We start from the raw sequence: 25,151 nt of genomic DNA, 5'->3' as shown, positions 1-25,151 counted from the left end.
ATCCATCGTGCCGGAATCCACCGGCAGTCGTACACGCGGCACGATGGACCGACGCAAGGCCGGGGTGACGGGGGATCAGCCGATGGCGCGCACTGTCCTTCCCCGCGCCACCTGCTATCGGCACCCCATGACCTATGACGCGATCATCCTCGGGGCGGGGGCCGCCGGGCTGATGGCGGCGAGCGTCGCGGGGCAGCGTGGCCGCAAGGTCCTGCTCGTCGATCACGCCGACGAGGTTGGGAAGAAGATTCTGATCTCCGGCGGCGGGCGGTGCAATTTCACCAACAGCGCGACCGCGCCCGACCGCTATCTGTCGGCCAACCCGCATTTCGCGCGCTCCGCGCTCAGCCGCTACACGCCCGCCGATTTCCTCGCGCTCATCGACGCGTACGGCATCGCCTGGCACGAAAAGACGCTCGGGCAGCTCTTCTGCAACGGCTCCGCGCGGCAGGTGATCGCGATGCTGCTCGACGAATGCGCGAAGGGGAAGGTCGACCTCGCGCTCGGTCAGCCGGTGCGCGGCGTGACCCACGCCGATGCGCGGTTCGGCGTGCAGATCGGCGACCGCACCGTCACCGCGCCCGCGCTGGTGATCGCGACCGGTGGCCCGTCGATCCCGAAGATGGGGGCCACCGGGTTCGCCTACGACCTCGCCCGTCAGTTCGGCCTCAAGGTCGTCGAGCCGCACCCCGCACTCGTACCCCTGACGCTGGGCGGCGAGGAGACCTTGTTCCGGTCGCTGTCGGGCGTCTCCGCCGACGTCGTCGCGCGCTGTGGCAAGGCGGCGTTTCGCGAGGCGGCACTGTTCACGCACCGCGGGCTGTCAGGGCCCGCGATCCTGCAAGTGTCTTCCTATTGGCGACGCGGCGCATCGGTCGCGATCGATTTCCTTCCCGGTGCCGCCCCCGGCTGGCTCGCGGCGGAGAAGCGCGCGCGGCCCCGCACGGCCTTGCGCCGCATCCTGGGCGCGCACCTGTCCGACCGCCTCGCCGAGACGCTCGCCGATCGGCTCGCCATCCCGGGCGAGCTCGGCACCGCGACCGACCGCGCGCTGGCGGAGGCGGAACGCCGGCTGTCCGCCTGGTCCTTCACCCCCAATGGCAGCGAAGGCTATGCGAAAGCGGAGGTCACCGCGGGCGGAATCTCGACCGCGGAACTGTCGCAGCAAACAATGCAAGCCAAACGCGTGCAAAACCTGTATGCGGTCGGCGAAGCGGTCGATGTCACGGGGTGGCTCGGCGGCTATAACTTCCAATGGGCGTGGGCGAGCGGATGGGCCGCAGGCCAGGCGCTCTGACCTCGGTTGCGCCTTGCCGTGGTGGCGGCGCGCCCCATCTTTGGACGATCTATGTCATTTGAAACCATCCCCCCGCTTCTGTCGGAAGCGCTCGCCGCGCGTGGATACGGCGCGCTTACCCCCGTCCAGGCGCAGGTCATCGAGGCCGAAGCCGTCGGCTGCGACCTGATCGTCTCCGCGCAGACCGGCTCGGGCAAGACCGTCGCGTTCGGTCTCGCCTTCGCCAACGAACTCATGACCGACGGCCAGTTGCCGCCCGCGCGCCTGCCACTCGCGCTCGTCGTTGCACCGACGCGCGAACTGGCGTTGCAGGTCAGCCGCGAATTGGCCTGGCTCTATGCGAAGGCGGGTGCGCGCATCTCGACCTGCGTCGGCGGGATGGACGCGTCGAAGGAGCGCCGCAGCCTGGCGCACGGTGCGCACATCGTCGTCGGCACGCCCGGCCGCCTGCGCGATCACCTCGAACGCGGCGCGCTCGACCTGTCTGGCTTACGCGCCGTCGTGCTCGACGAGGCGGACGAGATGCTCGACATGGGCTTTCGCGAGGATCTGGAGCAGATCCTCGACGGCACCCCCGACGGTCGCCGCACCTTGCTCTTCTCCGCCACCATGCCGCGACCGATCGTCGCGCTCGCCAAGCGCTACCAGCGCGACGCGGTACGCATCTCGACGGTGGGCGAGGATCGCGGGCATGGCGACATCCAGTATCAATGCGTCACCGTCTCGCCGTCCGACATCGAGCATTCGGTCATCAACCTGCTGCGTTTCCACGAGGCGGAGACCGCGATGCTGTTCTGCGCGACGCGCGACAATGTCCGTCATCTGCACGCGAGTCTCGTCGAGCGCGGGTTCGCCGCGGTCGCCTTGTCGGGCGAGCATAGCCAGAACGAGCGCAACGCGGCGTTGCAGGCGCTGCGAGATCGCCGCGCGCGGGTGTGCGTCGCGACCGATGTGGCCGCGCGCGGGATCGATCTGCCCACGCTGTCGCTCGTCGTCCATGTCGAGCTGCCGCGCGATGCCGAGACGTTGCAGCATCGCTCGGGCCGCACCGGTCGTGCGGGGCGCAAGGGCACCGCGGTGCTGGTCGTGCCCTATCCGCGCCGCCGCCGGGTCGAGGGCATGCTGCGCGGCGCGCGGATCGCGGCGGAATGGATCAACGCGCCGACCGCGGACGACATCCGCGCGAACGACCGCGAACGCCTCGTCACCGCCTTGCTCGCGCCGGTCGAGATCGACGACGAGGACCGGACGCTTGCCGAACGGCTGATGGCGGAGAAAAGCCCTGAGGACATCGCCGCCGCGCTTGTCCACCTGCACCGTGCGGCGCTGCCGTCGGCGGAGGAGCTGATCGACGCCGGTGCCGCGGCACCCCGCGAACGCGATTCGCAGACCAATGCAGGCCCACGCGCCGGGTTCGACGATACGGTCTGGTTCCGGATGGATGTCGGCCGCCGCCAGAACGCCGATCCGCGCTGGCTGCTGCCGCTGATCTGCCGCCGCGGTCACGTGACCAAGGCGGAGATCGGCGCGATCCGCATCGCGCAGAACGAGACGATGATCGAGGTGCCGCGTACCGCCGCCGCGCGTTTCGCCGCGTCGATCGTGCGTACGGCCAAGCCCGATGCGGACGACGAGAGCGGCATCGCGATCGTCCCCGCCGAGGGCGGTCCGGGTGCCGCCGCCGCGCCGCCGCGCGAACCGCGCCGCGTGATGTCGGTACGCCCGACCGGGGGGGGCGGGCAAACCCCCCGCCACCAGGCGAAACCGCATCGCGGACGCCCGGGCGCGCGCTAAATCTTCGCGGTAGCGCAATCATCCCCCCCGGCGAAGGCCGGGGCCCGTTGCCACGGTTAATGCTGTCGCTCGCAGACCTTCGGTACCGATGCATTCCCGACTGGGCCCCGGCCTTCGCCGGGGAGGGGTAAAAGGGGCGATCAGGAAATCTATGACCGCCCCCCGAATCCTCGTCGACGCCGACGCCTGCCCGGTGAAGGACGAGATCTACAAGGTCGCCTGGCGGTACGCGGTCCCCGTCGCGATCGTCGCCAATCAGCGCATCCGGATCCCCGACCATCCGCCGCTCGCCTGTCCTCCCACCCCGGCGAAGGCCGGGGCCGAGTTGCAATGCAGCTGGTAATGGCGTGCTGACGCCACCATTACCGTTTCCTCGCCGGGGTGGAGCTTGGGGGTGGCAGCAGGGGTGATCGGAGCATGATGACGCCACGCTTACGAATCCTCGTCGACGCCGACGCCTGCCCGGTGAAGGACGAGATCTACAAGGTCGCCTGGCGGTACGCGGTCCCCGTCGCGATCGTCGCCAATCAGCGCATCCGGATCCCCGACCACCCGCTGATCGAACGCGTGGTCGTCGGCGACGGCTTCGACGCCGCGGACGACTGGATCGCCGGACAGGCTACCCCGGCCAGCATCGTCGTCACCGCCGATATCCTGCTGGCGGACCGCTGCCTGAAGGCGGGCGCGACCGTGCTGTCGTCGACCGGCAAGCCCTTCACCACGGCGTCGATCGGCGGCGCGATCGCGACGCGCGCGATCATGGCGGACCTGCGCGCCGGCGGCGACATCATCGGCGGCCCCGCCCCGTTCGGCCCGAAGGACCGCTCGCGCTTCCTCTCAGCGCTCGACACCGCGATTCAGGCGGTGAAGCGGCGATAGGCGTCAGGCGCAGGTCAGCCGGACCTGCCGCGCCGCCTTGTCGAACACGATCGCCGAACACCGCGCCAGCGTGTCCGCGCCCAGCGTGATCCGGTCGTTGCTCGGGTCATGTTTTCGTCTGGCCGTCACGACGATCTCATCCGGGTCCGGCGGCGGCGCGTTCGCATCGGGGATCGCGGCGATGCTGCCGTCCGCGACGCGGACGTGGAGCGCCGGGAGGGACAACGGCCCGATCGTTACCGGCCGCGCCAACGTCATCCCGCGGACCGGTCGGGCGATGCCGAACGCGATCTCGGCCGAACCGGTCGCGCCCGTCAGTCGCCCGTCAAACGCGCGCGCCAGACGTTCGGCGGCACCGGCATTGGCGATCGTCAGCGGATGGTTCGGATCGAAACGCACACGCATCGGCGCGCCGCCCACCATGATCTGGCCGGATAACGATTCCCAGCTGGCGAACATGCCGGTCCCGCCCGCCATCGGCAGCGCGATCGTCCGCTCGCTAGGAAGGGCCGGATGCAACGCGAACCTTATGATGGACGCGGGTATTCCGGCCGGGCCGATCACCGCATCGATGCCAGCCGCGTAAGGCCGCGCCGTCCAGATGACACGCTGGTTCTGAAAAACGCCGTTCAGCCCGAATTTCGCGGTCTGTGTCCGACCGTGGATGGTCTGATTGCCGACGTGATATATGACGTCGAAGCCGAGCATCCCGCCGCCCTTCAATCCTGCCTTCGCCGCATATTCCGGAGTCAGCAGCGGATGTCCCGGCGCGCCGGGATCGATCCGCATTCGACCCGGAACGCCCTGAACGGTGATCGGCACTAAGGTATTCACCTCGACCGTCCGCTCGGCGGGTGCTGCGGCGACGAGCAGCAACCCCGGACCGGCCCATGCCAGCATCGCCCACTTCGTCGACATCCGCCGTTCTCCTCACGCTCGTCGCCAATATGACGATTCCAGGCTCGACCTCCCCCAGCGCTGCCCCTAGGTCGGACGCGATGATCCCCGATCCGCTGCCCGACCTTCACCGCATCTTCGGCTTCCCGGCGTTTCGCGGCGTCCAGGCGGATGTCGTGCACCGTGTGCTGGCGGGCAAGCGGACCCTGGCGGTGATGCCGACGGGCGCAGGCAAGTCGTTATGTTACCAGCTGCCCGCGACGATGATGCCGGGCTGCTGCGTCGTCGTCAGCCCGCTGATCGCGCTGATGCACGACCAGCTGCGTGCGGCGACCGCGGTCGGCATTCGCGCCGCGACGCTGACGTCGGTGGACGAGAATCGCGCGGAAACGATCGCGCGGTTCCGCAATGGCGCGCTCGACCTGCTCTATGTCGCGCCCGAACGCGCCTCGAACGCGTCGTTCCGCGAGTTGCTGTCGGAAGCGCCGCTCTGCCTCTTCGCGATCGACGAGGCGCACTGCGTCAGCGAATGGGGGCATGACTTCCGCCCCGACTACCGGCTGCTCCGTCCGCTGCTCGACGCGTTTCCCGACGTCCCCCGCCTCGCGCTGACCGCGACCGCGGACGCGCATACGCGTGCCGATATCCTGCAACAGCTCGGCATTCCCGCCGACGGGCTGATCATATCCGGGTTCGACCGGCCCAATATCCGCTACACCATTGCCCCCCGCGACCAGGTGACGCGGCAGATCACCGACGTGATCGCCGCGACCCCCGGCCCGGGCATCGTCTATGCGCAGACCCGCGCCGCGACCGAGAAACTGGCGGATGCGCTGGCGAAGACCGGCCGGCCGACGCGCGCCTATCATGCCGGTCTCGACCCCGCGATCCGCGCGCGCAACCAGGCGGCGTTCGTAGCCAGCGAGGACATGGTGATCTGCGCCACCGTCGCGTTCGGGATGGGGATCGACAAGCCCGACGTCCGCTTCGTCGTCCATGCCGGGCTGCCCAAATCGATCGAGGCCTATTATCAGGAAACCGGCCGCGCGGGGCGCGACGGCGATCCTGCGGTCGCGCATCTGTTCTGGGGCGCGGAGGATTTCGCGCGCGCGCGCCAGCGGATCGGCGAGGTCGAACCCGAACGCCAGGCGGGCGAGCGGACGCGGCTCGCCGCCCTGGGATCGCTGGTCGAGACGCCGGGATGCCGCCGCCGAATCCTGCTCCGGCATTTCGGCGAGACGCTGAGCCAGGATTGCGGCAATTGCGACAATTGCCTGACGCCCCCCGGGGCCATCGACGTCACGGAGGTGGCGAGGAAATTCCTCTCCGCGGTGTTTCGCACGGGGCAGAGCTTTGGCGTCGGCTATATCGAACAGGTCCTGACCGGCCAGTCGACCGAGCGAAGCCTGATGAACGGGCACGAGGCGCTGGGCGTGTTCGGCATCGCTTCCGGGGCCGAGGAGGCGGCGCTCATCAAGCCGGTATCGCGCGCGCTGCTGCTGCGCGACGCGCTTCGCACCAACGACCATGGCGGGCTCGAATTCGGCCCCGCCGCACGCGGTATCCTGAAGGGTGAGGACGAGGTGCGCGTGATCGTGCCGCCCAAGCGGACCGCGCGGCGGCGAGGGGCAGGCACCGACAATGCCGTCGACGATCCCCACAACGGGCCGCTGTTCGAGGCGCTGCGCACATGCCGGCGCGATCTGGCGAAGGAAGCGGGGGTGCCGCCCTATGTGATCTTCCACGATTCGGTCCTGCGCGACATGGCGGCGCAGCGGCCGGGCAGCCGTGCGGCGCTGGCGGTGCTGTCGGGGATCGGCGCGCGCAAGCTGGACGCCTATGGCGACGCATTTCTGAAGGTTATCCGGGAGGCTGGGTGAGCGATTCGTCATCCCGGGTTCGTCCCGGGATCCAGAGCCACAACGGTATCGCTCGCGGCCCTGGATGCCGGGACAAGCCCGGCAAGACGGGAAAATGGGTAGCGACGCGGCGCATGTCGTCGGCGCGCACCTCACCGCACATTCCCCACTGACGATCGCATCCCGATCGCCTAAGGCCGATGGAATGACCGACCTTCGCCCGCTCAACGACCGCATCGCCGTCGCCCCGCAGATCGACCCCGCCGACATCGCCGCGATCAAGGCCGCGGGCTATGTCGCGATTGTCAACAATCGGCCGGACGACGAGGATGCGGGTCAGCCATCGGGCGCGGATATCCGTGCCGCGGCGGAGGCGGCGGGGCTTCGCTATACCGCGATCCCGGTCACGCATGCGGGGTTCGGCCATGCGCAGATCGACGCGATGGTGGCCGCGATCACCGCGGCGGACGGCCCGGTGCTGGCCTATTGCCGGTCGGGCACGCGGTCGTGCAACCTCTGGGCGCTGGCCGCGGCGAAGGCGGGGCGCGATCCGACCCTGATCGCGGCGCAGGCGGCGAATGCGGGCTATGACGTGTCGGGCCTGCGCGCGATGCTGGACACGCTGGCGGCGCGATGACCGCCGTCGTGATCGGGGCGGTCGTGTTGCTGGTGGCGACCGGTCTGGGACTCGTGATGCGGCGCGCGCGTCCGGCGCGGATCGACAGTCCGGAACAGGCCGCGACCGCGGTGGAGGGTGCCATCCCCGGCTTCGCGGTAGCGGGTGCGGTCGTCGGCGCGGACGGGGCGGGGGCGCTGGCGGTGTCGCACGACAACCGGGTCGCGGTGGTCGTTCCCGCCGGGCGCAGGGTCGTGGCGCGTGAGATCGGCTGGACCGCGGTTCGCGCGACCGCGGACGGGATCGTGGTGGAGACGGGCGATCGCGGGATCGGCGGCGTCGCGCTGACGGGGGTCGACGTGCTGGATATCCGCCGCCTGGCCCCCGCGTCGGCGGGACCATCCGCCGCCGCGCTCGCGTCGCGCGGGATCGCGACCGGTGCGCTGATCGACGATCCGGCCGCGGCCGAAGCGCCGGCGAGCGGGAGCCTATGATCCCGGCCTATTACCACCGCTTCATCGACTGGATCGGCGACGGCACCGGGCTGCCCGACACGTTGCTGCACGTCCACGCCGGCATGGCGATCCTGATGCTGGCACGGATCGCGACTCGTCGTTCGCTCGGCAGCTTCGTGCCGCTCGCCTTCGTCGCGCTGGCGGAAGGCGCGAACGAGGTGCTGGACCGGATGCATTTCGGGTCGTGGCGCTGGCCCGATACGACCAGCGATATCGTCAATACATTGTTCTGGCCGACGGCGATCTGCATCGGCGTTCGGCTGCGCCCGTTGGGGCGGCGGCGTTAGGGGGTCACGCGCCCTCGTCGCCCCAGACCTGCGATACCAAAAAAACCCGGTGCATCGCTGCACCGGGCTCAGGTCGTCCGCAGGAGGAACGTCGGTGGGGGCGGGTTATCCGCCCCCGGTGGTGGTGCCGAACTCAGTGGTGATAGGCGCGCTCGCCATGTTCGGCGATGTCGAGCCCTTCGTGCTCGGCGTCGATCGCGGCGCGCATGCCCCAGGTCTTGTCGACCAGCAGGAACAGCAATGTCGCACCGATCGACGACCAGGCCAGCGTCACGATGACCGCCTGGCACTGGATCCACAGCTGCGCCGGCATATGATAGGCACCGGCGATCATCGCACCGGGCTTGGCCGCATAATCCGCGATACCCTGGCCGCCCAGATACGGCGCGTCTAGGATACCCGTCATGATCGCGCCGGTGACGCCGCCGATGCAGTGCACCCCGAACACGTCGAGGCTGTCGTCATAGCCGAAATAGGACTTTACCTTGCTGACGAAGAAGAAGCAGATCGGCGAGACCATCAGCCCCAGCACGACCGACCCCATCGGCCCGGCATAGCCCGATGCCGGCGTCACCGCGACCAGCCCGGCGACGACCCCGGATGCCGCGCCGAGCAGCGACGGCTTGCCGCGAACGACCTGTTCGACCAGCAGCCACGACAGCCCCGCCGCGGCGGTCGCGACGAAGGTGTTGATGAACGCGACCGCGGTCACCCCGTTCGATTCGAGGTTGGACCCGGCGTTGAAGCCGAACCAGCCGACCCACAGCAACGATGTGCCGATCATCGTCATGGTCAGCGAATGCGGCGGCATCGGCTCCCTGGGATAGCCCGATCGCTTGCCGAGCATGATGCACATGACGAGGCCGGTGATGCCCGCATTGATATGGACGACGGTGCCGCCCGCGAAATCGAGCGCGCCCTTTTGGAACAGCCAGCCCGCATCCGCATTCTGCAAGTCCAGCGCCGCCGCGCCCTTCAGCGCTGCGGCGGCGACCGCATCGGGCCCGCCCCAATACCAGACCATGTGCGCGATCGGGAAATAGACCAATATCACCCACAAGGCGGTGAACAGCATCAGCGGCGAGAACCGCACGCGCTCCGCGATCGATCCGATGAACAAGGCGGGCGTGATGCACGCGAAGGTCATCTGGAAACAGATATACGCATATTCGGGGATGTAGACGCCGTTCGAGAAGGTCGCCGCCCGGCTGTTCGTCGCATCGACGCCCATCAGCAACGCCTTCGACAACCCGCCCCAGAAGGCATTGTGTCCGGTGAACGCGAGCGAATAGCCGAAGGTGACCCACATCACCGCGACCATGCACACGATCATCAGCACCTGCGTCAGCACCGACAGCATGTTCTTCGTCCGTACGAGCCCGCCATAGAACAAGGCCAGCCCGGGTACCGCCATCATCAGCACCAGCAGCGAGGAGACCAGCATCCACGCGGTGTCGCCCTTGTCGACGGTCGCCTTCGGGATCGGGCTTGCGGCGACCGCGGCCGCGGTGCCTTGCGCGAACGCGGGATGCGCGAGCAGCAGGGCAATCGCGGCGGCACCGACGCCCGATGTCAGTCGCGTCGATTTCATGATGTTCCCCCCGTCAAAGCGCGGCATCGTCGGTCTCCCCGGTGCGGATCCGCACCGCCTGGCCGACATCGAGCACGAAGATCTTGCCGTCGCCGATCGCGCCGGTGTTCGCCGCGGCCTGCATCGTCTCGACGACACGCGACGCCAGATCGGTCGCGCAGACTACCTCGATCTTGATCTTCGGCACCATGTTGGTGCTGTATTCCGCGCCGCGGTAGATCTCGGTCTGACCCTTCTGTCGGCCGAATCCCTTGACTTCGGTGACCGTCATCCCCGCCACGCCGAGCGCGGTGAGCGCTTCGCGCACCTCGTCGAGCTTGAACGGTTTGATGATCGCGATGACCAGCTTCACGCACGCCCTCCCTTTTGCCCGGAAGGTCCATCGCAATCATCGTGCCACTGCGAGACGCAACCGATTCCCTAAAGGAAGGTTACGATTGCATGACGGATGCCGATCGCTTTTCGGGCATGCGCGACCGCAGTGCCGAAAAATCAGGCAGCGGCGACGACGATCGCCTTCGCCGCGGCAAGGTCGTCCTCGTTGACCATCACCCGCACGGGGATCAGCAGATAACTGCCGTCGCCGATCGACGTCTCCCCGTCGAAGGCGATCGCGGTGATGCCTTCGCTGTCCAGACGACCGATCAGGATATGCGCTTCGTTGCGGCTGAAGCGGCCGAGTTCGACGATGCTCATCGGCGGGCGGTCACGCCGCGGGGATCCGCGTCTGGACGCGTACCGGCAGCCCGTCGATACTTTTGGTCCTGCCGGCGATCTTCGCCAGCCGTTCCTCGGGTATCTGTTGGGCATGGAATTTGGTCAGCGTGTCGCGCGAGCGATTCAATGTCATCCGCGGCACGCCCCAGCCGCAGCTGACCTGCACGCTGTCGATCGTGATCGCGAACACCTGCCGGATCCCCGGCAGGCGCGGGAAATGCGCGGCGAGCGCTTCGAACCCCTCGTCCTGCGGCAGCACTGCGGTGCCGTGGCCGTAGAGGCGAAGGATCGACGCAGGATTGTCGAAGGCGCAGAACATGACCGTGATCCGCCCGTCCGCCGCCAGATGTGCCTGCGTCTCGTTTCCCGAACCGCCGAGATCGACATAGGCGACGCGGGCCGGGTCCAGTACGCGGAAGCTGTCGAGGCCCTTGGGACTGAGATTGATACGGGCGCCGTCTGCGGCGGTCGCGACGAAGAATATCGGCTGTTTCGTAATAAATGCGCAATGATTGTCGTTCAGCGCGGAGAAGAATTCCATCGGTCATGCTCCCGATTGACGCGCAGTAAGTAGGCGCATAACTTGTCCACATGAAACATGATCCGATCGCATCCGGCAAGCGGAAATCCGTCAATCTATCGATCGATACCGGCGTAGTGGCTGCCGCACGCGAGGCTGGCATCAATTTGTCGCAGGTCAGCGAATTGGCGCTGCGAGCGGCAGCGAAGGTGGAACGTGATCGGCGCTGGCGCGAGGAAAATCGGGAATGGGCGGAGTCGGTCAACCGCTGGGTTGAGGAACATGGTCTACCGCTGGAAAAGTACCGCTTGTTCTGATGCCGCAGTTCGACGTGTACCGCACGCGCGAAGGCGATCTGCTGCTCGACTGCCAGTCCGATGCCCTGTCTCATCTCACCACCCGACTGACGGCCCCGCTGCTACCGGCGAGCCAGTCGCCGGATCGACGCGCGCGCCTCAATCCCGAATTCGCAATCGATGGTGAAACCTACATCATGGTGACCCAGTTCGCGGCGGCGGTCAGCGCACGCGTCCTTGGTACGAAAATCACCAATCTGGCAATTCACCGATTTGAGATCATCGGTGCGTTCGACATGATGCTGACGGGCGTTTAACCCTTACCCAGTCGCCGTCCCGCCCACGGTCAGCCCGTCGACCAGCAACGTCGGCTGCCCGACGCCGGCGGGCACGCTCTGCCCGCCCTTGCCGCACACGCCGATGCCCTCGTCCAGCGCGAAGTCGTTGCCGATGCCGCGCACCTTCGTCAGCGAACTGGGCCCGTCGCCGATCAAGGTCGCGCCCTTGATCGGTGCGCCGAGCTTTCCGTCCTCGATCAGATACGCCTCGGTGCAGCTGAACACGAACTTGCCCGACACGATGTCGACCTGCCCGCCGCCGAACGCCTTGGCGAAGATGCCCTTCCTGACCCGCGACAGCAGCTCGGCGGGATCGTCCTGCCCGGCCTTCATGAAGGTGTTGGTCATCCGCGGCATCGGCGCGTGCTGGAAACTCTCGCGCCGGCCGTTACCGGTCGGGGCGACGCCCATCAGCCGCGCATTCAGCCGGTCATGGATATAGCCCTTCAGGATGCCGTCCTCGATCAGGATATTCTCCTGCGTCGGCGTGCCCTCGTCGTCGATCGTCAGCGAACCGCGCTTGTCGGCAAGGCTGCCGTCGTCGACCACGGTAACGCCCTGCGCGGCCACGCGTTCGCCGATCCGGCCCGAGAACGCGCTGGTCCCCTTGCGGTTGAAATCGCCCTCCAGCCCGTGACCGATCGCCTCGTGCAGGAGGATGCCCGGCCAGCCATTGCCGAGCAGCACCGTCATCTCGCCCGCCGGTGCCGCGACCGCGTCGAGGTTGGTCAGCGCCTGCGCCAGCGCCTCGTCGATCGCGCGGTTCCATGTGTCGGGCGCGAACAGGTCGGTATAGAGATAGCGGCCGCCGATGCCGTAGCTGCCGGTTTCGCGACGGCCGTTCCGCTCGGCGACGATCGAGACGTTCAGACGCACCAGCGGGCGGACGTCGGTCGCGACGAAGCCGTCGGCGCGGACGATCTCGACCACCGCCCAGCTGCCGGACAGCGACACCGAAACCTGCGCGACGCGGGGATCGCGCGCGCGCGCCGCGGCGTCGATCGTCTGACAGAGGTTCACCTTGTCCGCGAAGGGCACGAGGTCGAGCGGATCGGCGTCGGTGTAGAGGTGGCGGTTCGTGCGTGCGGGCGGCGATGCCTTCGCGGCCCCATGCCGATCGGCACCGGGCTCGATCAGCGCCATCGTCTCCGCGGCGCGGCGGATCGCGGCGGGGGAGAGTTCGTTGGCGTGCGCGAACGCGGTCGTCTCGCCCGAAACCGCACGCAGGCCGAAGCCGCCTTGCGTATCGTAGCTTGCGGTCTTCAGCCGTCCGTCGTCGAACCCGAACGCCTCGCTGCGGCGATATTGGAGGTAGAGTTCGCCGTCGTCCGCATTCGCGAGCGCCTTCGCGGTCAATGCCTGCGCCTGTTCGGGATCGAGCGCGTCGCGGTAGAGGAACCGGCGGGGGTCTGTGGGAATGCTCATGCCATCGAATATAGGCAGATCAGCGTCCCGCGCCATCCCCGTGATCCTTGAGCGTCGATTGATCCGCGCCGTCCGCCGGGCCACCCGTCAGGATGAAGCGCCGATCGCAATAGCCGCAATCGACATAGCCGGACTCGCTGATCTGCAACCACACCCGCGGATGGCCGAGCGCGGCACCGCCGGGGATATCGCTCGCCCCGTCGCACGCGACGCGGGGCTGGGTGACTCGGATGGTTTCGGGGGGCGGCTGCATCGGGGAGGGCGATAGCAAGGCAGGGCGGAATGCACAATTCCCTCTCCCCTTGTGGGAGAGGGAGGGGCCCGCTGCGAAGCAGTGGGAGAGTGAGGGGGTCGTGGTCATACGCTATCCCCCTCACCCTTCCGCAGCTTCGCTGCTCCCTCCCTCTCCCACAGGGGGAGAGGGAAAGGTTGATGCATACCCCCGCCAAGCCTATCGCCCCGGCATGACCGAAGCCGCGATCAGCATTCAGAACCTCTGCAAGACCTATGCGGGCGGCAAGCGCGCGCTGGACGATGTCAGCCTGGCCATTCCCCGCGGGCAGATCTTCGGGCTGCTCGGCCCCAATGGCGCGGGCAAGTCGACGCTGATCAACATTCTCGCCGGGCTCGTCAACAAGACCGACGGCACCGCCGCGATCTGGGGCTTCGACATCGACCAGCACCCGCGCAACGCCAAGGCGTCGATCGGAATCGTCAACCAGGAGATCCTGTTCGACCCGTTCTTCACGCCGTTCGAGACGCTGGAAATCCAGGCCGGGCTCTACGGCGTGCCCAAGGCGAAGCGGCGGACGATGGAATTGCTGCGCGCGGTGCATCTGGAGGACAAGGCCAATGCCTATGCGCGCACCTTGTCGGGGGGCATGAAGCGGCGGCTGATGGTGGCGAAGGCGATGACGCATTCGCCGCCGGTGCTGGTCCTCGACGAGCCGACCGCGGGCGTCGATATCGAGCTTCGCCAGCAATTATGGACCTATGTCCGCGGGCTCAACGAACACGGGGTCACCGTCGTGCTGACGACGCATTATCTGGAAGAGGCGGAGCAGCTCTGCGACCGGATCGCGATCATCAACAACGGCCGGGTCATCGCCAACGAGCCGACCCGCGAGCTGGTGGGCAAGGCGCAGGAAAAGATCGTCGCAGTGATCGTCGACCGCGACGTCGCGGCGGTGCCGGAAGCGATTTGTTTCCAGAAGATCGCGCTGAAGGACGCGCGGACACTGGAGATCACCTACGACAAGAGCCGGGTTAACGCGGGCGAGGTGCTGGCCGCGGTACAGGGCGACGGGTTCGGGATCGTCGACGTATCGACCAAGGAAGCCGATCTGGAGGACGTGTTCCTCAGCCTGACCCGCGCCGCCAACGCGGCGTAGCGCGGATCCGCGCTACGCCGGTCTGATCTTAACGATAGCGCCAGCCGCCCTGGAAGCGCTCGCGGTGCTGCCAGTAGCGATGGCCATCCCAATAGCCGCGACGGCCATCGAAATAGCCGGCCCGATTGGGAAAGCAGCGACCGCGCGGACCGGCATGGAAGCCCGGGCCGCAGCCGTCGCGCGCGTCGGCGGGGGCGACGGCGACGACGCCCGTGCCGAGGGTGGCGGCAAGCGCGATGGCGAGAATGGTTTTCATGGATATCTCCGATGACGTTACGCTGACGACCCAACGGGACCGCGCAGATAAAACGCGGGTTTCGCAGGACCGTTCCGTGGGCGAAACTGATGGGTAAGGTTCGGTGCCGATCGCCACGCCTCGGCAACCTGTCGCCTCCCTCCCTCCTTCGCCGGGGGGGAGTAGCTTGGACGTGCGCGACATCACCGATTTGCTGCCATCCCCATCCCCCTGTCCTACACCCCCCGTTTCGTGCGACAGCGCGCGTCATGTTTCGGACCGCCGTTTCCGCCCGCCGCGCCCCGCCGACCCGCACGCCACCTCGGGCGGGGCGATTCCGACCCGGACGTAGCGTGTGGTTCGTCCACTTCCGCGCCGTTTCGGGGGATCGCGCTTGAATCAGTCGGACGTTCTCATCGTCGGTTCGGGTGCGGCCGGGCTGACCGCCGCGCTCAATCTCGCCGACCGGTTCACGGTCACCGTGCTGGCCAAGGGGGCGCTGAACGAAGGCTCCACCGCCTGGGCGCAAGGCGGGATCGCCGCGGTGCTGGAACCCGGCGACACGTTCGAGAACCATGTCGAGGATACGATGGTCGCGGGCGCGGGGCTCAACGACCGCGGTATCGTCGAGATGGTGGTCGAGGGCGCGCCCGCCGCGATCGAGCGGTTGACGCAGCTGGGCGTGCCCTTCGCGACCGAGGGCAACGCGCTGCACCTGACGCGCGAGGGCGGGCATTCGCATCGCCGGATCGTCCATGTCGACGACGCGACCGGCTGGGCGGTGCAGGAGGCGCTGCAACGCGCGTGCGACGCGCATCCCAACATCACGCTGGTCCCCGATCAGGTCGCGATCGATCTGGCGACTGGCCGTCACGAGCAACGCTATTCGGGCGCCGGCCATGTCTGGGGGGTCTATGCGGTCGATCGCGGCACCGGGCGGGTGAACCTATACACCGCGCGCGCGACGGTGCTGGCCACGGGCGGCGCGGGACGGACCTATCTGTTCTCCACCGCCCCGCGCGGCGCGACCGGGGACGGCATCGCGATGGCGTGGCGGGCGGGCTGCCGCGTGTCGAACATGGAATTCATGCAGTTCCACCCGACCTGCCTCTACGATCTGGAGGTCAAGAATTTCCTCATCACCGAGGCGGTGCGTGGCGAGGGCGGGCGGTTGGTGAACCCCAAGACCGGCAAGCGCTTCATGACCTATTACGATCCGCTGCGCCTCGAACTCGCGCCGCGCGACGTGGTGGCGCGCGCGATCGATGCCGAGATCAAGCGCTACGGGCTCGACTACGTCCATCTCGATATCAGCCACATGCCCGCCGATTTCATCCGCGGGCATTTCCCCAACATCCATGAAAAGCTGATGGGACTGGGGATCGACATGACCCGCGCACCCATCCCGGTGGTGCCGGCGCAGCATTACACCTGCGGCGGCATCGTGATCGACCGCGACGGCCGGACCGACCTGCCCGCGCTGTACGCGGCGGGGGAATGCACCCAGTCGGGGCTGCACGGGGCGAACCGGCTCGCGTCCAATTCGCTGCTCGAATGCTTCGTCTTCGGCGAGGCGGTCGCGCGAAGCATCGCGGGCGATTGGGACACGCTGCCCCCGGTCCCAGCGATCCGTGCCTGGGACGAGAGCCGGGTCGAGGATTCGGACGAGGAGGTCGTCATCAAGCAGACCTGGACCGAGATTCGCCGCTTCATGTGGAATTATGTCGGCATCGTCCGCACCACCAAACGCCTGGAACGCGCGGCGCACCGGATCAAATTGCTGAACGACGAGGTCGCCGAATATTACGCACTTTTCCGCGTGACCCCGGACCTGATCGAGCTGCGCAACCTGTTGCAGACCGCCGACCTGATCGTTCGATCGGCGCTGCACCGACATGAGAGCCGGGGGCTGCATTACACGCTGGATTGGCCCGAGACGCTGGCGATGGCGCAGGATACGGTGCTGGTGCCTTAAGGAAGGGCCGCGGCCACGTCCCCCCCGGCGAAGGCCGGGGCCCAGGTGCCGCGGTCGAGGTAACGAAGCGCGGGAACGCCGTTACCAATGTCTCGCAACTGGGCCCCGGCCTTCGCCGGGGAGGGGGGCGGTGGCGGCCTCATTCCATTCACCCGATTCGACCCACCCCGCTTCAGGCGCGGTTCATCGCAGCGCGCCCAACTGGCGGTTTCCCATGAAATTCCACCCGGTAATGCTGCGCCCTCGAACAAGGGGCACGGCCATCAACATGCGATCGACGCGCCCGGTGGGCCGGATCATCGTCGCCGCGACCGTTCTCGCAACGCTCGCGGCGTGCAGTCCGTCGCGTCCCGGTGCCAGCGCCTCCGCGCCCGGTCGTGCCGATCCGGTCGCGGTGTCGCTGCCGGTCCCGCCGCCGGTGCCGATCGTCGCGCATCCGGCACCCGTACAGCTGGCGCGTTCGATCGAGGCGCTGCACGCCGGGTTCGAAGGCAAGATGGGCATCGCGGTGCGCGGCGTCGACTCCGGATGGACGGTGCAGGCCGGCGGTCGGCAGTTCCTGCCACAGCAATCGGTATCGAAACTCTGGGTCGCGATCACGTTGCTCGACCTGCGCGACCAGGGCAAGGCGCGGCTCGACGATCCGGTCGTCGTGCGGCCCGAGGACCTGACGCTGTTCCACCAGCCGATCGCGATGCTGGTGAAGGGCGACGGCTATCATACGACGGTCGGCGAACTGCTCCGCCGCGCCCTGACGATGAGCGACAATACCGCCAACGACCGGCTGCTCAGCTATGTCGGCGGCCCCGCGGCGGTGCGGTCGATGATCGAGCGCAAGCGGCTGGGCGGCATCCGTTTCGGCCCGGGCGAACGGCTGCTGCAGGCTCGGACCGCCGGGCTGACCTGGCAGCCGGGCTATGCGGTCAGCGGTGCGTTCGAGCAGGCACGCGGCCGCCTGTCGCCCGCGGCGCGCGCCGCCGCGCTCGACGCCTATGTCGCCGATCCGCCGGACGGTGCGGAGCCGGTGGCGATCGTCGATGCGCTGGCCCGGCTGGCGCGCGGCGACCTGCTGAGCGAGACCTCGACGCGGGTGCTGCTCGACACGATGGGCCAGTCGATCACCGGTCGCGCCCGGTTGCGCGCCGCTCTCCCAGCCGGATGGAAGATCGCGCACAAGACGGGCACCGGCCAGGATCTGGGCCAGCGCAATGCCGGATTCAACGATGTCGGCCTGCTGACCGCGCCCGACGGGCGGCGCTTCACGATCGCGGTGATGATCGGCGACACCCGCGAATCGATGTCGGCGCGCCAGCAGCTGATCCAGTCCGTCGCGGCGGCGGTGGCGGGCTATGCGGCGGGGGGAACGGCTGGCTGAGGCTGCCTAAATCCTCCCCGTGCCGGGGAGGATTTAGTGGTCCCTCGCCCCATCCTCCGCTAGGTTCGACCGCGATGCCTCATCTCTATCTCGTCGACGGCTCCGGCTATATCTTCCGCGCCTATCACCGCCTCCCGCCGCTGACCAACAAGCATGGCGAGCCGGTCGGGGCGGTCTATGGCTATACCACGATGCTGTGGAAGCTGGCGGACGAGGTGCACGCCGCCGACGGCCCGACCCACATGGCGGTCATCCTCGACAAATCGTCCAAGACCTTCCGCAACGATCTGTACGACCAGTACAAGGCGCACCGCCCGCCGCCGCCCGAAGATCTCGTCCCGCAATTCCCGATGATCCGCGACGCGACCCGCGCCTTCTCGCTACCTTGTATCGAGACCGAGGGGCTGGAGGCGGACGACATCATCGCCTGCTATGCCAAGGCGGCATTGGCACAAGGGTGGGAAGTGACCATCGTCAGCTCCGACAAGGACCTGATGCAGCTGATCGAGCCGGGGCTCGACCTGTACGACACGATGAACAACCGCCGGCTGGGCGCCGAGCATGTCGCGGAGAAGTTCTTCGGGATCGTGCCGACGCAGCTCGGCGACGTGCTGGCGCTGATGGGCGACAGCGTCGACAACGTGCCCGGCGTGCCCGGCGTCGGTCCCAAGACTGCGGCGAAGCTGATCCTCGAACATGGCGATCTGGAGGCCGTGCTGGCCGCCGCGCCGTCGATGAAGCCCGGCAAGCTGCGCGACAACCTGATCGAACATGCCGAGATGGCGCGGCTCAGCCGGGTGCTGGTCGACCTGAAATGCGACGTCGCGCTGCCCGAACCGCTCGACGATCTCGTACTGCAGGGTATCCCCGACGCGCCGCTCCGGGCGTTCCTCGAACATCACGGCTTCAAGTCGCTTCTCGCCAAGCTCGGCACCGCGGGCGGCGTGGCGGATGCGCCGGTGCCCGAATCCGTCAGCGTGCCGCATCTGGAGGACCCGCCCTGCGACCATGACGGCTACGAGACCGTCACCACGCTCGCCGATCTCGAACGCTGGTGCGCCGTGGCGCGGCACCAGGGCTGGATCGCGGTCGATACCGAGACGACGGGGAAGGACCCGATGCGCGCCGATCTGGTCGGCGTGTCGATGGCGCTGCACCCCAACCTCGCCTGCTACTTGCCGCTCGGCCATGGCGGGCATGACCTGCTGTCCGAAGTGCCGGTGCAGATCGACCGCGCCGAGGCGCTCGGGGTGCTGAAAGACCTGTTCGAGGATCCGTCGGTCCTGAAGATCGGCCACAATCTGAAATACGACCTCATCATCCTGGCGCGACTCGGGATCGGCGTTGCGCCCTATGACGATACGATCGTGATGAGCTTCGATCTCGACGCCGGGCTGCACGGCCACGGCATGGACGAACTGGCGGCGACGCATCTCTCGCACAGCTGCATCGCGTTCAAGGACGTGGTCGGCGTGGGCAAGAGCCAGCGCGGCTTCCACGAGATCGATCTGAAATCCGCCACCCGCTACGCCGCGGAGGACGCCGATGTCACGCTCAGGCTGTGGCGGCGGTTCAAGCCGCGGTTGCCGGCCGAAAGCGCGACCCGCGTCTACGAGATGGTCGACCGGCCGCTGGTATCCGTCGTCGCGGGCATGGAACGCCACGGTATCCGCGTCGACCGCGAGAAACTGGCGGCGCTGTCGGCGGATTTTACCGTGAAGCTGGCCGAACTGGAGACGGTGATCCACGCGCTGGCGGGCGGGTCCTTCACCATCGGCAGCCCCAAGCAGCTGGGCGACGTGCTGTTCGAGCGGATGGGGATCAAGGGAGGGCGCAAGGGCAAGTCGGGGGTCTATTCGACCGACTTCACCGAACTGGAACGGATCGCCGCCGACAAGGACTCGCCCGGAGCCGAAATCGCGGCGCGGGTGCTCGACTGGCGCCAGCTGGCGAAGCTGAAGAACACCTATACCGATGCGCTGCAGGAGCAGATCGATCCGGCGACGGGCCGCGTCCATACCAGCTACAGCCTGACCGGGGCGCAGACGGGGCGGCTGTCCTCGACAGACCCGAACCTCCAGAACATCCCGATCCGCACCGAGATCGGCCGCCAGATTCGCGACGCGTTCGTGGCGGATCCGGGCAACGTCATCCTGGCGGCGGACTATTCGCAGATCGAGCTGCGGCTGGCGGCGCACATGGCCGACGTGCCCGCGCTAAGGGCCGCGTTCGCGAACGGCGACGACATCCATTCGCTGACCGCGCAGGAATTGTTCGGCGAGGTCAATCGCGACACCCGCGGCCGGGCGAAGACGATCAACTTCGCGATCCTCTACGGCATCAGCCGCTGGGGGCTGGCCGGGCGGCTCGACGTGACCGCGGACGAGGCGCAGGCGATGATCGACCGCTATTTCGATCGTTTCCCCGGCATCCGCAACTACATCGCGGCGACCACCGAGTCCGTCCGCGAGAAGGGGTTCACCACCACGCTGTTCGGACGCAAGACGCATTTCCCGCGGATCAAGTCGAAGGTGCAGCACGAGCGCCAGGGCGCGGAACGCGCCGCGATCAACGCGCCGATCCAGGGGACGTGCGCGGACATCATCAAGCGCGCGATGACCCGGATGGGGCCAGCACTCGAAAACGCGGGGCTCGGGCACGTCCGGATGCTGCTGCAGGTGCATGACGAACTGGTGTTCGAACTGCCCGAGGGCGATGTCGCGGCGGCGAGCACGGTGATCGAGCGTGTGATGGCAACCGCGGCGGAGCCGGCGGTGGTGCTGTCGGTACCGCTGGGGATCGAGATCGGGACGGGTCTCAGCTGGGGCGCGGCGCATTGAGCAACGCCATTGTCTTTCTTCATGCCGGACTTGATCCGGCATCCATCGTGCCGCGCATCGTCAGGCTGGTTGGCTCGCTTCACGATGGACCCCGGCTCAAGGCCGGGGTGACGGAGGAAGCTATGTGACCGAACCAAAGGAAGACATCGATGCGCTCACCAAGGGGGGCCGCACCAACATCGCGGGCTTCGTCCTGCGCCTCGCCGCGCGTATCCCCTTCCTGTTCATCGCCGGGCGGATCTACGGTCCCGATCTCGTCGGGCGCTTCGCCATTGCCGTGGTGGTGGTGGAACTCGCCGCTCTGGTCGCGACGCTCGGACTGAAGCGCGGGCTGGCGCAGGCGCTCGTCGACAGCGACCAGCCGCAGGTCGAGGTCGTGTGGAACGCCATGGCCGTCGCATTCCTTGCGGCGGTCGCAGCCAGCGCCTTTCTATGGCTGTTCCCGGAAATCATGTACCCGAACTCGGCGATCTGCGGGCTTGACCGGTATCTGCCGTGCGTCATTGTCGCGGTCGCCTGGTCCGATGTCAGCCTGGCCGCGCTGGCGTTTCGCCACGACGTCAAGGCGACGGTGACCGCACGCGCGGTCGTCGAGCCGTGGACGATCTCGGTCGCGGCCTGGGCCTTTTCCTTCGTTGCGCACCGCGACGGGCTGGTGCTGTCCTATTGCACGTCGATGACCGCGGCGCTGATCGCCAGCCTCGTTCCGTTCCTGCGCACGTACGGGCTTCCCAGAGGCTGGCAGCCGCGGATCGCGCCGCTGCTGACGCTGGCGCGCAAGAACGTGCCGCTGGCGGGGGCGGACGCGCTCGAATGGGGGACGCGCAACGTCGACCGGTTCATCCTCGGCGTGCTGTTCGCGCCGAAGATCGTCGGCATCTATTACATGGCGCAACAGGTCGCGAGCCTGCCGCAGAAGCTGAAGACCAGCTTCGACCCGATCCTGGGGCCCGTCATCACGCAGAGCCTGGCGATCGGCGACAAGGCCGCGATCGCGCGGCAGGTTCGCCAGGTCGCGTTCTGGATCATCGCGGCGCAAGGGGGCCTCGCGCTGATGGGATCGATCCCGGGCAAGGCGGTGATGGGCGTCGTCGGCCCGCAATTCGTCGCAGGCACCGCGGCGCTCGCCTTCCTGCTGATCGCGGAAGTGCTCGCCTCGTCGGGCGCGGTCAGCGAATCGGCGCTGGTCTATGTCGCGCGGCACCGCAATCTGGCGATCTCGATCCTGACGCTGGCGTTCCAGATCGGTCTCAGCTTCGCGCTGATCTTCGCCATGCGGTGGCTCGGCTGGCCGACGAATTGGCAGGCGGCGGGGCCTGCGGTGGCGCTGATGATCTCACTGGGGGCGATGAGCGTCGCCAAGATGCGGCTGTTGTCGGTGATCCTGAAAGCACCGGTCTCGCCGTGGCGCTGGCCGCTGGTCTGGGCCGCGCTGGCGGCGATCGCGATCGGCACCGGTTTCACGCTGCTGCCGCACGACTATGAATGGGCCGAATTGCTGATCGGCGAGCCTGCGATCGCGGCGACGTACCTGTTCGTGCTGTGGCGCTACGCCTTCGGCCCCGCCGACCGCGCGCTGTTCGGCACGATGCCGCGCGCGGAGGAGGCGACGCTGCCGCTGTCGGCGGTTTAAGGCCCGTCCCGTTCCTGCGTCCGCACGAACATGGCGGCTCAATGCCTGAAGTGACGCATCCCTGTGAACACCATAGCCAGACCCGCCGCATCGGCCGCGGCGATGACATCGGCATCGCGGATCGATCCGCCCGGCTGGATCACCGCGGTCGCGCCGGCCTCGACCGCTGCCATCAACCCGTCGGCGAACGGGAAGAACGCGTCCGATGCCACCGCCGAACCGGTCGTCCGCGGCGTCGCCCAGCCGGACTTGTCCGCGGCGTCCCTCGCCTTCCACGCCGCGATCCGCGCCGATTCCAGCCGGTTCATCTGCCCCGCGCCGATGCCGGCGGTCGCACCGTCCCGGGCATAGACGATCGCGTTGGACTTGACGTGCTTGGCGACCGTCCAGGCGAAACGGCAATCGGCCAGTTCTTGGGGGCTCGGTGCCCGTTTGGTGACGACGGTTGGTTCCCCCGGAGTCCCCGAATCGCGACCTTGCACCAGCCAGCCACCCGCGATCGACTTCGCGGTCAGCCCGGATCGTGCGGGGTCCGGCAGGTCGCCCGTCAGCAGCAGGCGCAGATTCTTCTTCGCGGCAAACAGCGCGATCGCTTCCTCGTCGGCATCGGGGGCGACGACGACTTCGGTGAAGATGCCGGTGATCGCGCGCGTCGTCGCGGCATCGAGCGGCCGGTTGACCGCGATGATCCCGCCGAACGCGGACACCGTATCGCAGGCGAACGCCGCTTCGTACGCCGCGCCCAGCGTGCCGGCGGTCGCGACGCCGCAGGGGTTGGCATGCTTCACGATGACGCAGGTCGGCGCGGCGTCGCGGAATTCGGCGATCAGTTCCAGTGCGGCATCGGCGTCGTTATAGTTGTTGTAGCTCAGTTCCTTGCCCTGCACCTGCCGCGCCTGACCGATGCCGCGCGCCGCGGGTCCGGCGGGGCGGTAGAAGGCCGCCTGCTGGTGCGGGTTCTCGCCATAGCGCAGCACGACGGGTGACTTCAGTACCAGCGGCAGCGTATCGGGGAACATCTGGCGCTGGTCTGCAAACGCGAACCAGCTGGCGATCATCGCGTCATATTCGGCGGTCCGGGCAAACGCCTTGGCGGCCAGGCGCTTGCGATCGTCCAGCGTCGTCGTGCCGCCCGCGACCAGCGGATAATCCGCCGGATCGGTGACGATCGCGACGAAGGCGTGGTTCTTCGCCGCGGATCGGACCATCGACGGGCCGCCGATGTCGATATTCTCTATGACGGTCGGCGGGTCCGCACCCTTCGCGACCGTCGCCTCGAACGGGTAGAGATTGACGACCACCAGATCGATCGCGCCGATCCCGTGTTCGTCCATCGCCGCGACATGGGCGGCGTCGTCGCGCACCGCGAGCAGTCCGCCATGCACCATCGGGTGCAGCGTCTTTACCCGCCCGTCCATCATCTCCGGGAAACCGGTGAGATCGGACACGTCGCGCACCGTCAGCCCGGCGTCGCGGAGCGTCTTCGCGCTGCCGCCGGTGGAGACCAGTTCGACGCCGTTGCCCGCCAGCGACCGGGCGAGATCGACCAGCCCCGACTTGTCGGAAACGGAAAGCAGCGCGCGGCGGATCGGGATGTCGGTCATGGCGCTGCGCCGTGGCGCATCACGACGCGCGCTTCAAGGCCCAGCTCACGCTCGCACCGCCGGCCGGGGTCTCGCCGGATACCACGATCTGCTGCGTGTGCAGCGGTCGGCCGCTCGCATCGACCCACACGCTGTCCTCGATCCCGAGCGTTCCGCCGCGGCAGCGGAACTGCCACAACGCCCCGTTACCTGATCCCTGGCCCGGCAGCCGCAGGATCGCCGCCAGTCCGTCGGCGGTCGGCGATGCCTGTACCCCGTGGCCGAGATGGAAGCGGATCGCGAACGCGGTGTTGCCTCGCCGCCGCCGTCCTTCGGGCAGCAACGCGTCCTCGCCGCGCAACTCGCGTCCGTCGCCGGTCAGCATCAGTTGCCGGCGATGCGCGAAGCCGTAGCGGCGGACATAGCCGTCGTGGCTGGCCTCGATGCGGCTGGCGGCATCCGATTCCTGGCGGCTCAGCTCGACCGTTGCGACGCCGCGGCCGAGCGTGCCGTCGGCATGGATCGCGGTCGAATTGCTGTCCGCGATCGTCAGCGTCGAATGCGCCGCGGTGGTCCGCAGCCCCTCGAGCAACGCCGCCGGCATCCCCGCCTGCGCCGCCCGCGCGCCGCCGCAATTCACGATCAGCCGTGCCGCGCCGTCGGAGAACTCGAAGGCGAGCGTCGACGCGCATCCCCCCTCGACCAGTCGCGCGACGGGCGGCGGCGCGGCATCGACGACCAGTACCGCCGTGCCCGCCGCCAGCCGCTGATACCCCCAGTCGCGCGCCTGGCGCAGCGGCCGCGTTCGGATGCCGGTCGCCTCGACGATCGCGGCGACGCGGGTCGCCCCGACCGGGCCGCCGCCCTGCCAGCTCGACAGCGCCTTGTCGCCCAGCGTCACCCCCAGCAATGCCGGCACCGCCTGGCCCAATGCGGTCGCGACCGCGACGGGCAGGTCGATCCGCCGCGCGGCATAGGTCTCGCGCAGCATCGCGAGCAGCTCGACCGTATCGAGCAGCGCCGCCGGGCTGCGCGACACCGCGCCGCCATCGTCGCTCAGCCCGCTCCCCAACGCGCGCGCCAGCCCC

Annotated in this window: 24 protein-coding genes and 1 pseudogene; 15 read left to right on the top strand and 10 right to left on the bottom strand. The window is 68.1% G+C overall.

Features of this window, described 5'->3' with window-relative positions:
* The first annotated feature begins 82 nt into the window (after positions 1-82).
* From HUU99_RS11680 to HUU99_RS11665, 4 genes and pseudogenes are all read left to right on the top strand, one after another.
* The gene (locus tag HUU99_RS11680; RefSeq protein ID WP_375380087.1) at positions 83-1,297 is read left to right on the top strand and encodes an NAD(P)/FAD-dependent oxidoreductase; all 1,215 of its coding nucleotides are present in this window, start codon (positions 83-85) and stop codon (positions 1,295-1,297) included.
* Positions 1,298-1,348: 51 nt separating this feature from the next.
* Positions 1,349-3,091, top strand: coding sequence for a DEAD/DEAH box helicase (locus HUU99_RS11675; protein ID WP_174286760.1), 1,743 nt, complete (start codon positions 1,349-1,351; stop codon positions 3,089-3,091).
* A 151-nt stretch (positions 3,092-3,242) separates the two neighbouring features.
* Positions 3,243-3,374: pseudogene (locus tag HUU99_RS11670) on the top strand (YaiI/YqxD family protein); the annotation flags it as partial.
* Between the two features lie 137 nt (positions 3,375-3,511).
* Entirely contained in the window at positions 3,512-3,970 is a 459-nt protein-coding gene (locus tag HUU99_RS11665; RefSeq protein WP_174286781.1) for a YaiI/YqxD family protein, read from the top strand.
* Positions 3,971-3,973: 3 nt separating this feature from the next.
* Here HUU99_RS11665 and HUU99_RS11660 read toward each other — a convergent pair whose 3' ends face one another.
* Positions 3,974-4,888: a hypothetical protein gene (locus tag HUU99_RS11660; protein ID WP_174286759.1), complete on the bottom strand. Its 915-nt coding sequence runs from the start codon at positions 4,886-4,888 to the stop codon at positions 3,974-3,976.
* Between the two features lie 80 nt (positions 4,889-4,968).
* Between HUU99_RS11660 and recQ the strand changes: the two genes are divergently transcribed.
* From recQ to HUU99_RS11640, 4 genes are all read left to right on the top strand, one after another.
* On the top strand, positions 4,969-6,747 hold the full coding sequence (gene recQ / locus HUU99_RS11655; RefSeq protein WP_174286758.1) for a DNA helicase RecQ: 1,779 nt from the start codon (positions 4,969-4,971) through the stop codon (positions 6,745-6,747).
* Positions 6,748-6,931: 184 nt separating this feature from the next.
* Positions 6,932-7,363, top strand: a complete 432-nt coding sequence (locus HUU99_RS11650) for a TIGR01244 family sulfur transferase (protein ID WP_174286757.1) — start codon at positions 6,932-6,934, stop codon at positions 7,361-7,363.
* Positions 7,360-7,836, top strand: a complete 477-nt coding sequence (locus HUU99_RS11645) for a hypothetical protein (protein WP_174286756.1) — start codon at positions 7,360-7,362, stop codon at positions 7,834-7,836. Before HUU99_RS11650 ends, HUU99_RS11645 begins: the two co-directional genes overlap by 4 nt.
* Positions 7,833-8,144: a hypothetical protein gene (locus HUU99_RS11640; protein ID WP_174286755.1), complete on the top strand. Its 312-nt coding sequence runs from the start codon at positions 7,833-7,835 to the stop codon at positions 8,142-8,144. Before HUU99_RS11645 ends, HUU99_RS11640 begins: the two co-directional genes overlap by 4 nt.
* Before the next feature lie 133 nt (positions 8,145-8,277).
* Here the strand turns inward: HUU99_RS11640 and HUU99_RS11635 are convergent, their stop codons facing one another.
* The 4 genes from HUU99_RS11635 to HUU99_RS11620 all read right to left on the bottom strand — a co-directional run bounded on the left by HUU99_RS11635 (position 8,278) and on the right by HUU99_RS11620 (position 10,993).
* Positions 8,278-9,735 (bottom strand): ammonium transporter, encoded by a 1,458-nt coding sequence (locus HUU99_RS11635; protein ID WP_174286754.1) that lies wholly within the window; start codon positions 9,733-9,735, stop codon positions 8,278-8,280.
* Positions 9,736-9,748: 13 nt separating this feature from the next.
* The gene (locus HUU99_RS11630) at positions 9,749-10,087 is read right to left on the bottom strand and encodes a P-II family nitrogen regulator (RefSeq protein WP_174286753.1); all 339 of its coding nucleotides are present in this window, start codon (positions 10,085-10,087) and stop codon (positions 9,749-9,751) included.
* A gap of 140 nt (positions 10,088-10,227) precedes the next feature.
* On the bottom strand, positions 10,228-10,431 hold the full coding sequence (locus tag HUU99_RS11625) for a putative signal transducing protein (protein ID WP_174286752.1): 204 nt from the start codon (positions 10,429-10,431) through the stop codon (positions 10,228-10,230).
* 10 nt (positions 10,432-10,441) lie between these two features.
* The gene (locus HUU99_RS11620) at positions 10,442-10,993 is read right to left on the bottom strand and encodes a pyridoxamine 5'-phosphate oxidase family protein (protein ID WP_174286751.1); all 552 of its coding nucleotides are present in this window, start codon (positions 10,991-10,993) and stop codon (positions 10,442-10,444) included.
* Positions 10,994-11,043: 50 nt separating this feature from the next.
* Between HUU99_RS11620 and HUU99_RS11615 the strand changes: the two genes are divergently transcribed.
* Both HUU99_RS11615 and HUU99_RS11610 read left to right on the top strand, forming a co-directional pair.
* Positions 11,044-11,289, top strand: coding sequence for a type II toxin-antitoxin system CcdA family antitoxin (locus HUU99_RS11615; RefSeq protein ID WP_174286750.1), 246 nt, complete (start codon positions 11,044-11,046; stop codon positions 11,287-11,289).
* Positions 11,289-11,585, top strand: coding sequence for a CcdB family protein (locus tag HUU99_RS11610; protein WP_174286749.1), 297 nt, complete (start codon positions 11,289-11,291; stop codon positions 11,583-11,585). The genes HUU99_RS11615 and HUU99_RS11610 overlap by 1 nt, the downstream gene beginning before the upstream one ends.
* Before the next feature lie 3 nt (positions 11,586-11,588).
* Here HUU99_RS11610 and tldD read toward each other — a convergent pair whose 3' ends face one another.
* Entirely contained in the window at positions 11,589-13,031 is a 1,443-nt protein-coding gene (tldD, locus tag HUU99_RS11605; RefSeq protein WP_174286748.1) for a metalloprotease TldD, read from the bottom strand.
* 19 nt (positions 13,032-13,050) lie between these two features.
* Complete coding sequence (locus HUU99_RS11600; protein WP_174286747.1) at positions 13,051-13,284, bottom strand: zinc-finger domain-containing protein; 234 nt, start codon at positions 13,282-13,284, stop codon at positions 13,051-13,053.
* 211 nt (positions 13,285-13,495) lie between these two features.
* Between HUU99_RS11600 and HUU99_RS11595 the strand changes: the two genes are divergently transcribed.
* On the top strand, positions 13,496-14,422 hold the full coding sequence (locus tag HUU99_RS11595; RefSeq protein ID WP_174286746.1) for an ABC transporter ATP-binding protein: 927 nt from the start codon (positions 13,496-13,498) through the stop codon (positions 14,420-14,422).
* 28 nt (positions 14,423-14,450) lie between these two features.
* Here HUU99_RS11595 and HUU99_RS11590 read toward each other — a convergent pair whose 3' ends face one another.
* A complete protein-coding gene (locus HUU99_RS11590) occupies positions 14,451-14,678 on the bottom strand; it encodes a GCG_CRPN prefix-to-repeats domain-containing protein (protein ID WP_174286745.1) in 228 nt (75 codons plus the stop codon).
* 373 nt (positions 14,679-15,051) lie between these two features.
* Here HUU99_RS11590 and nadB point away from each other — a divergent pair, with 373 nt between their 5' ends.
* From nadB to HUU99_RS11570, 4 genes are all read left to right on the top strand, one after another.
* Positions 15,052-16,632, top strand: a complete 1,581-nt coding sequence (gene nadB, locus HUU99_RS11585; protein WP_174286744.1) for an L-aspartate oxidase — start codon at positions 15,052-15,054, stop codon at positions 16,630-16,632.
* A gap of 268 nt (positions 16,633-16,900) precedes the next feature.
* Complete coding sequence (locus HUU99_RS11580; protein WP_174286743.1) at positions 16,901-18,007, top strand: serine hydrolase; 1,107 nt, start codon at positions 16,901-16,903, stop codon at positions 18,005-18,007.
* Between the two features lie 74 nt (positions 18,008-18,081).
* Positions 18,082-20,847 carry a DNA polymerase I gene (gene polA, locus HUU99_RS11575; protein WP_174286742.1) on the top strand — a complete coding sequence of 922 codons (2,766 nt, stop codon included), beginning with the start codon at positions 18,082-18,084 and terminating at the stop codon, positions 20,845-20,847.
* Between the two features lie 124 nt (positions 20,848-20,971).
* Entirely contained in the window at positions 20,972-22,480 is a 1,509-nt protein-coding gene (locus tag HUU99_RS11570; RefSeq protein WP_174286741.1) for a lipopolysaccharide biosynthesis protein, read from the top strand.
* A gap of 38 nt (positions 22,481-22,518) precedes the next feature.
* Here HUU99_RS11570 and purH read toward each other — a convergent pair whose 3' ends face one another.
* A complete protein-coding gene (gene purH, locus HUU99_RS11565) occupies positions 22,519-24,084 on the bottom strand; it encodes a bifunctional phosphoribosylaminoimidazolecarboxamide formyltransferase/IMP cyclohydrolase (protein WP_174286740.1) in 1,566 nt (521 codons plus the stop codon).
* Positions 24,085-24,103: 19 nt separating this feature from the next.
* Positions 24,104-25,151, bottom strand: a 1,048-nt coding sequence (locus HUU99_RS11560) for a heparinase II/III family protein (RefSeq protein WP_174286739.1), incomplete at its 5' end; no start/stop codon positions are given.

It is taken from the genome of Sphingomonas bacterium (assembly GCF_903642285.1).
GTDB lineage: Bacteria > Pseudomonadota > Alphaproteobacteria > Sphingomonadales > Sphingomonadaceae > Sphingomonas.
Note: the sequence above shows the minus strand (reverse complement) of the source record. Positions and strands in the feature narration are given on the sequence as shown.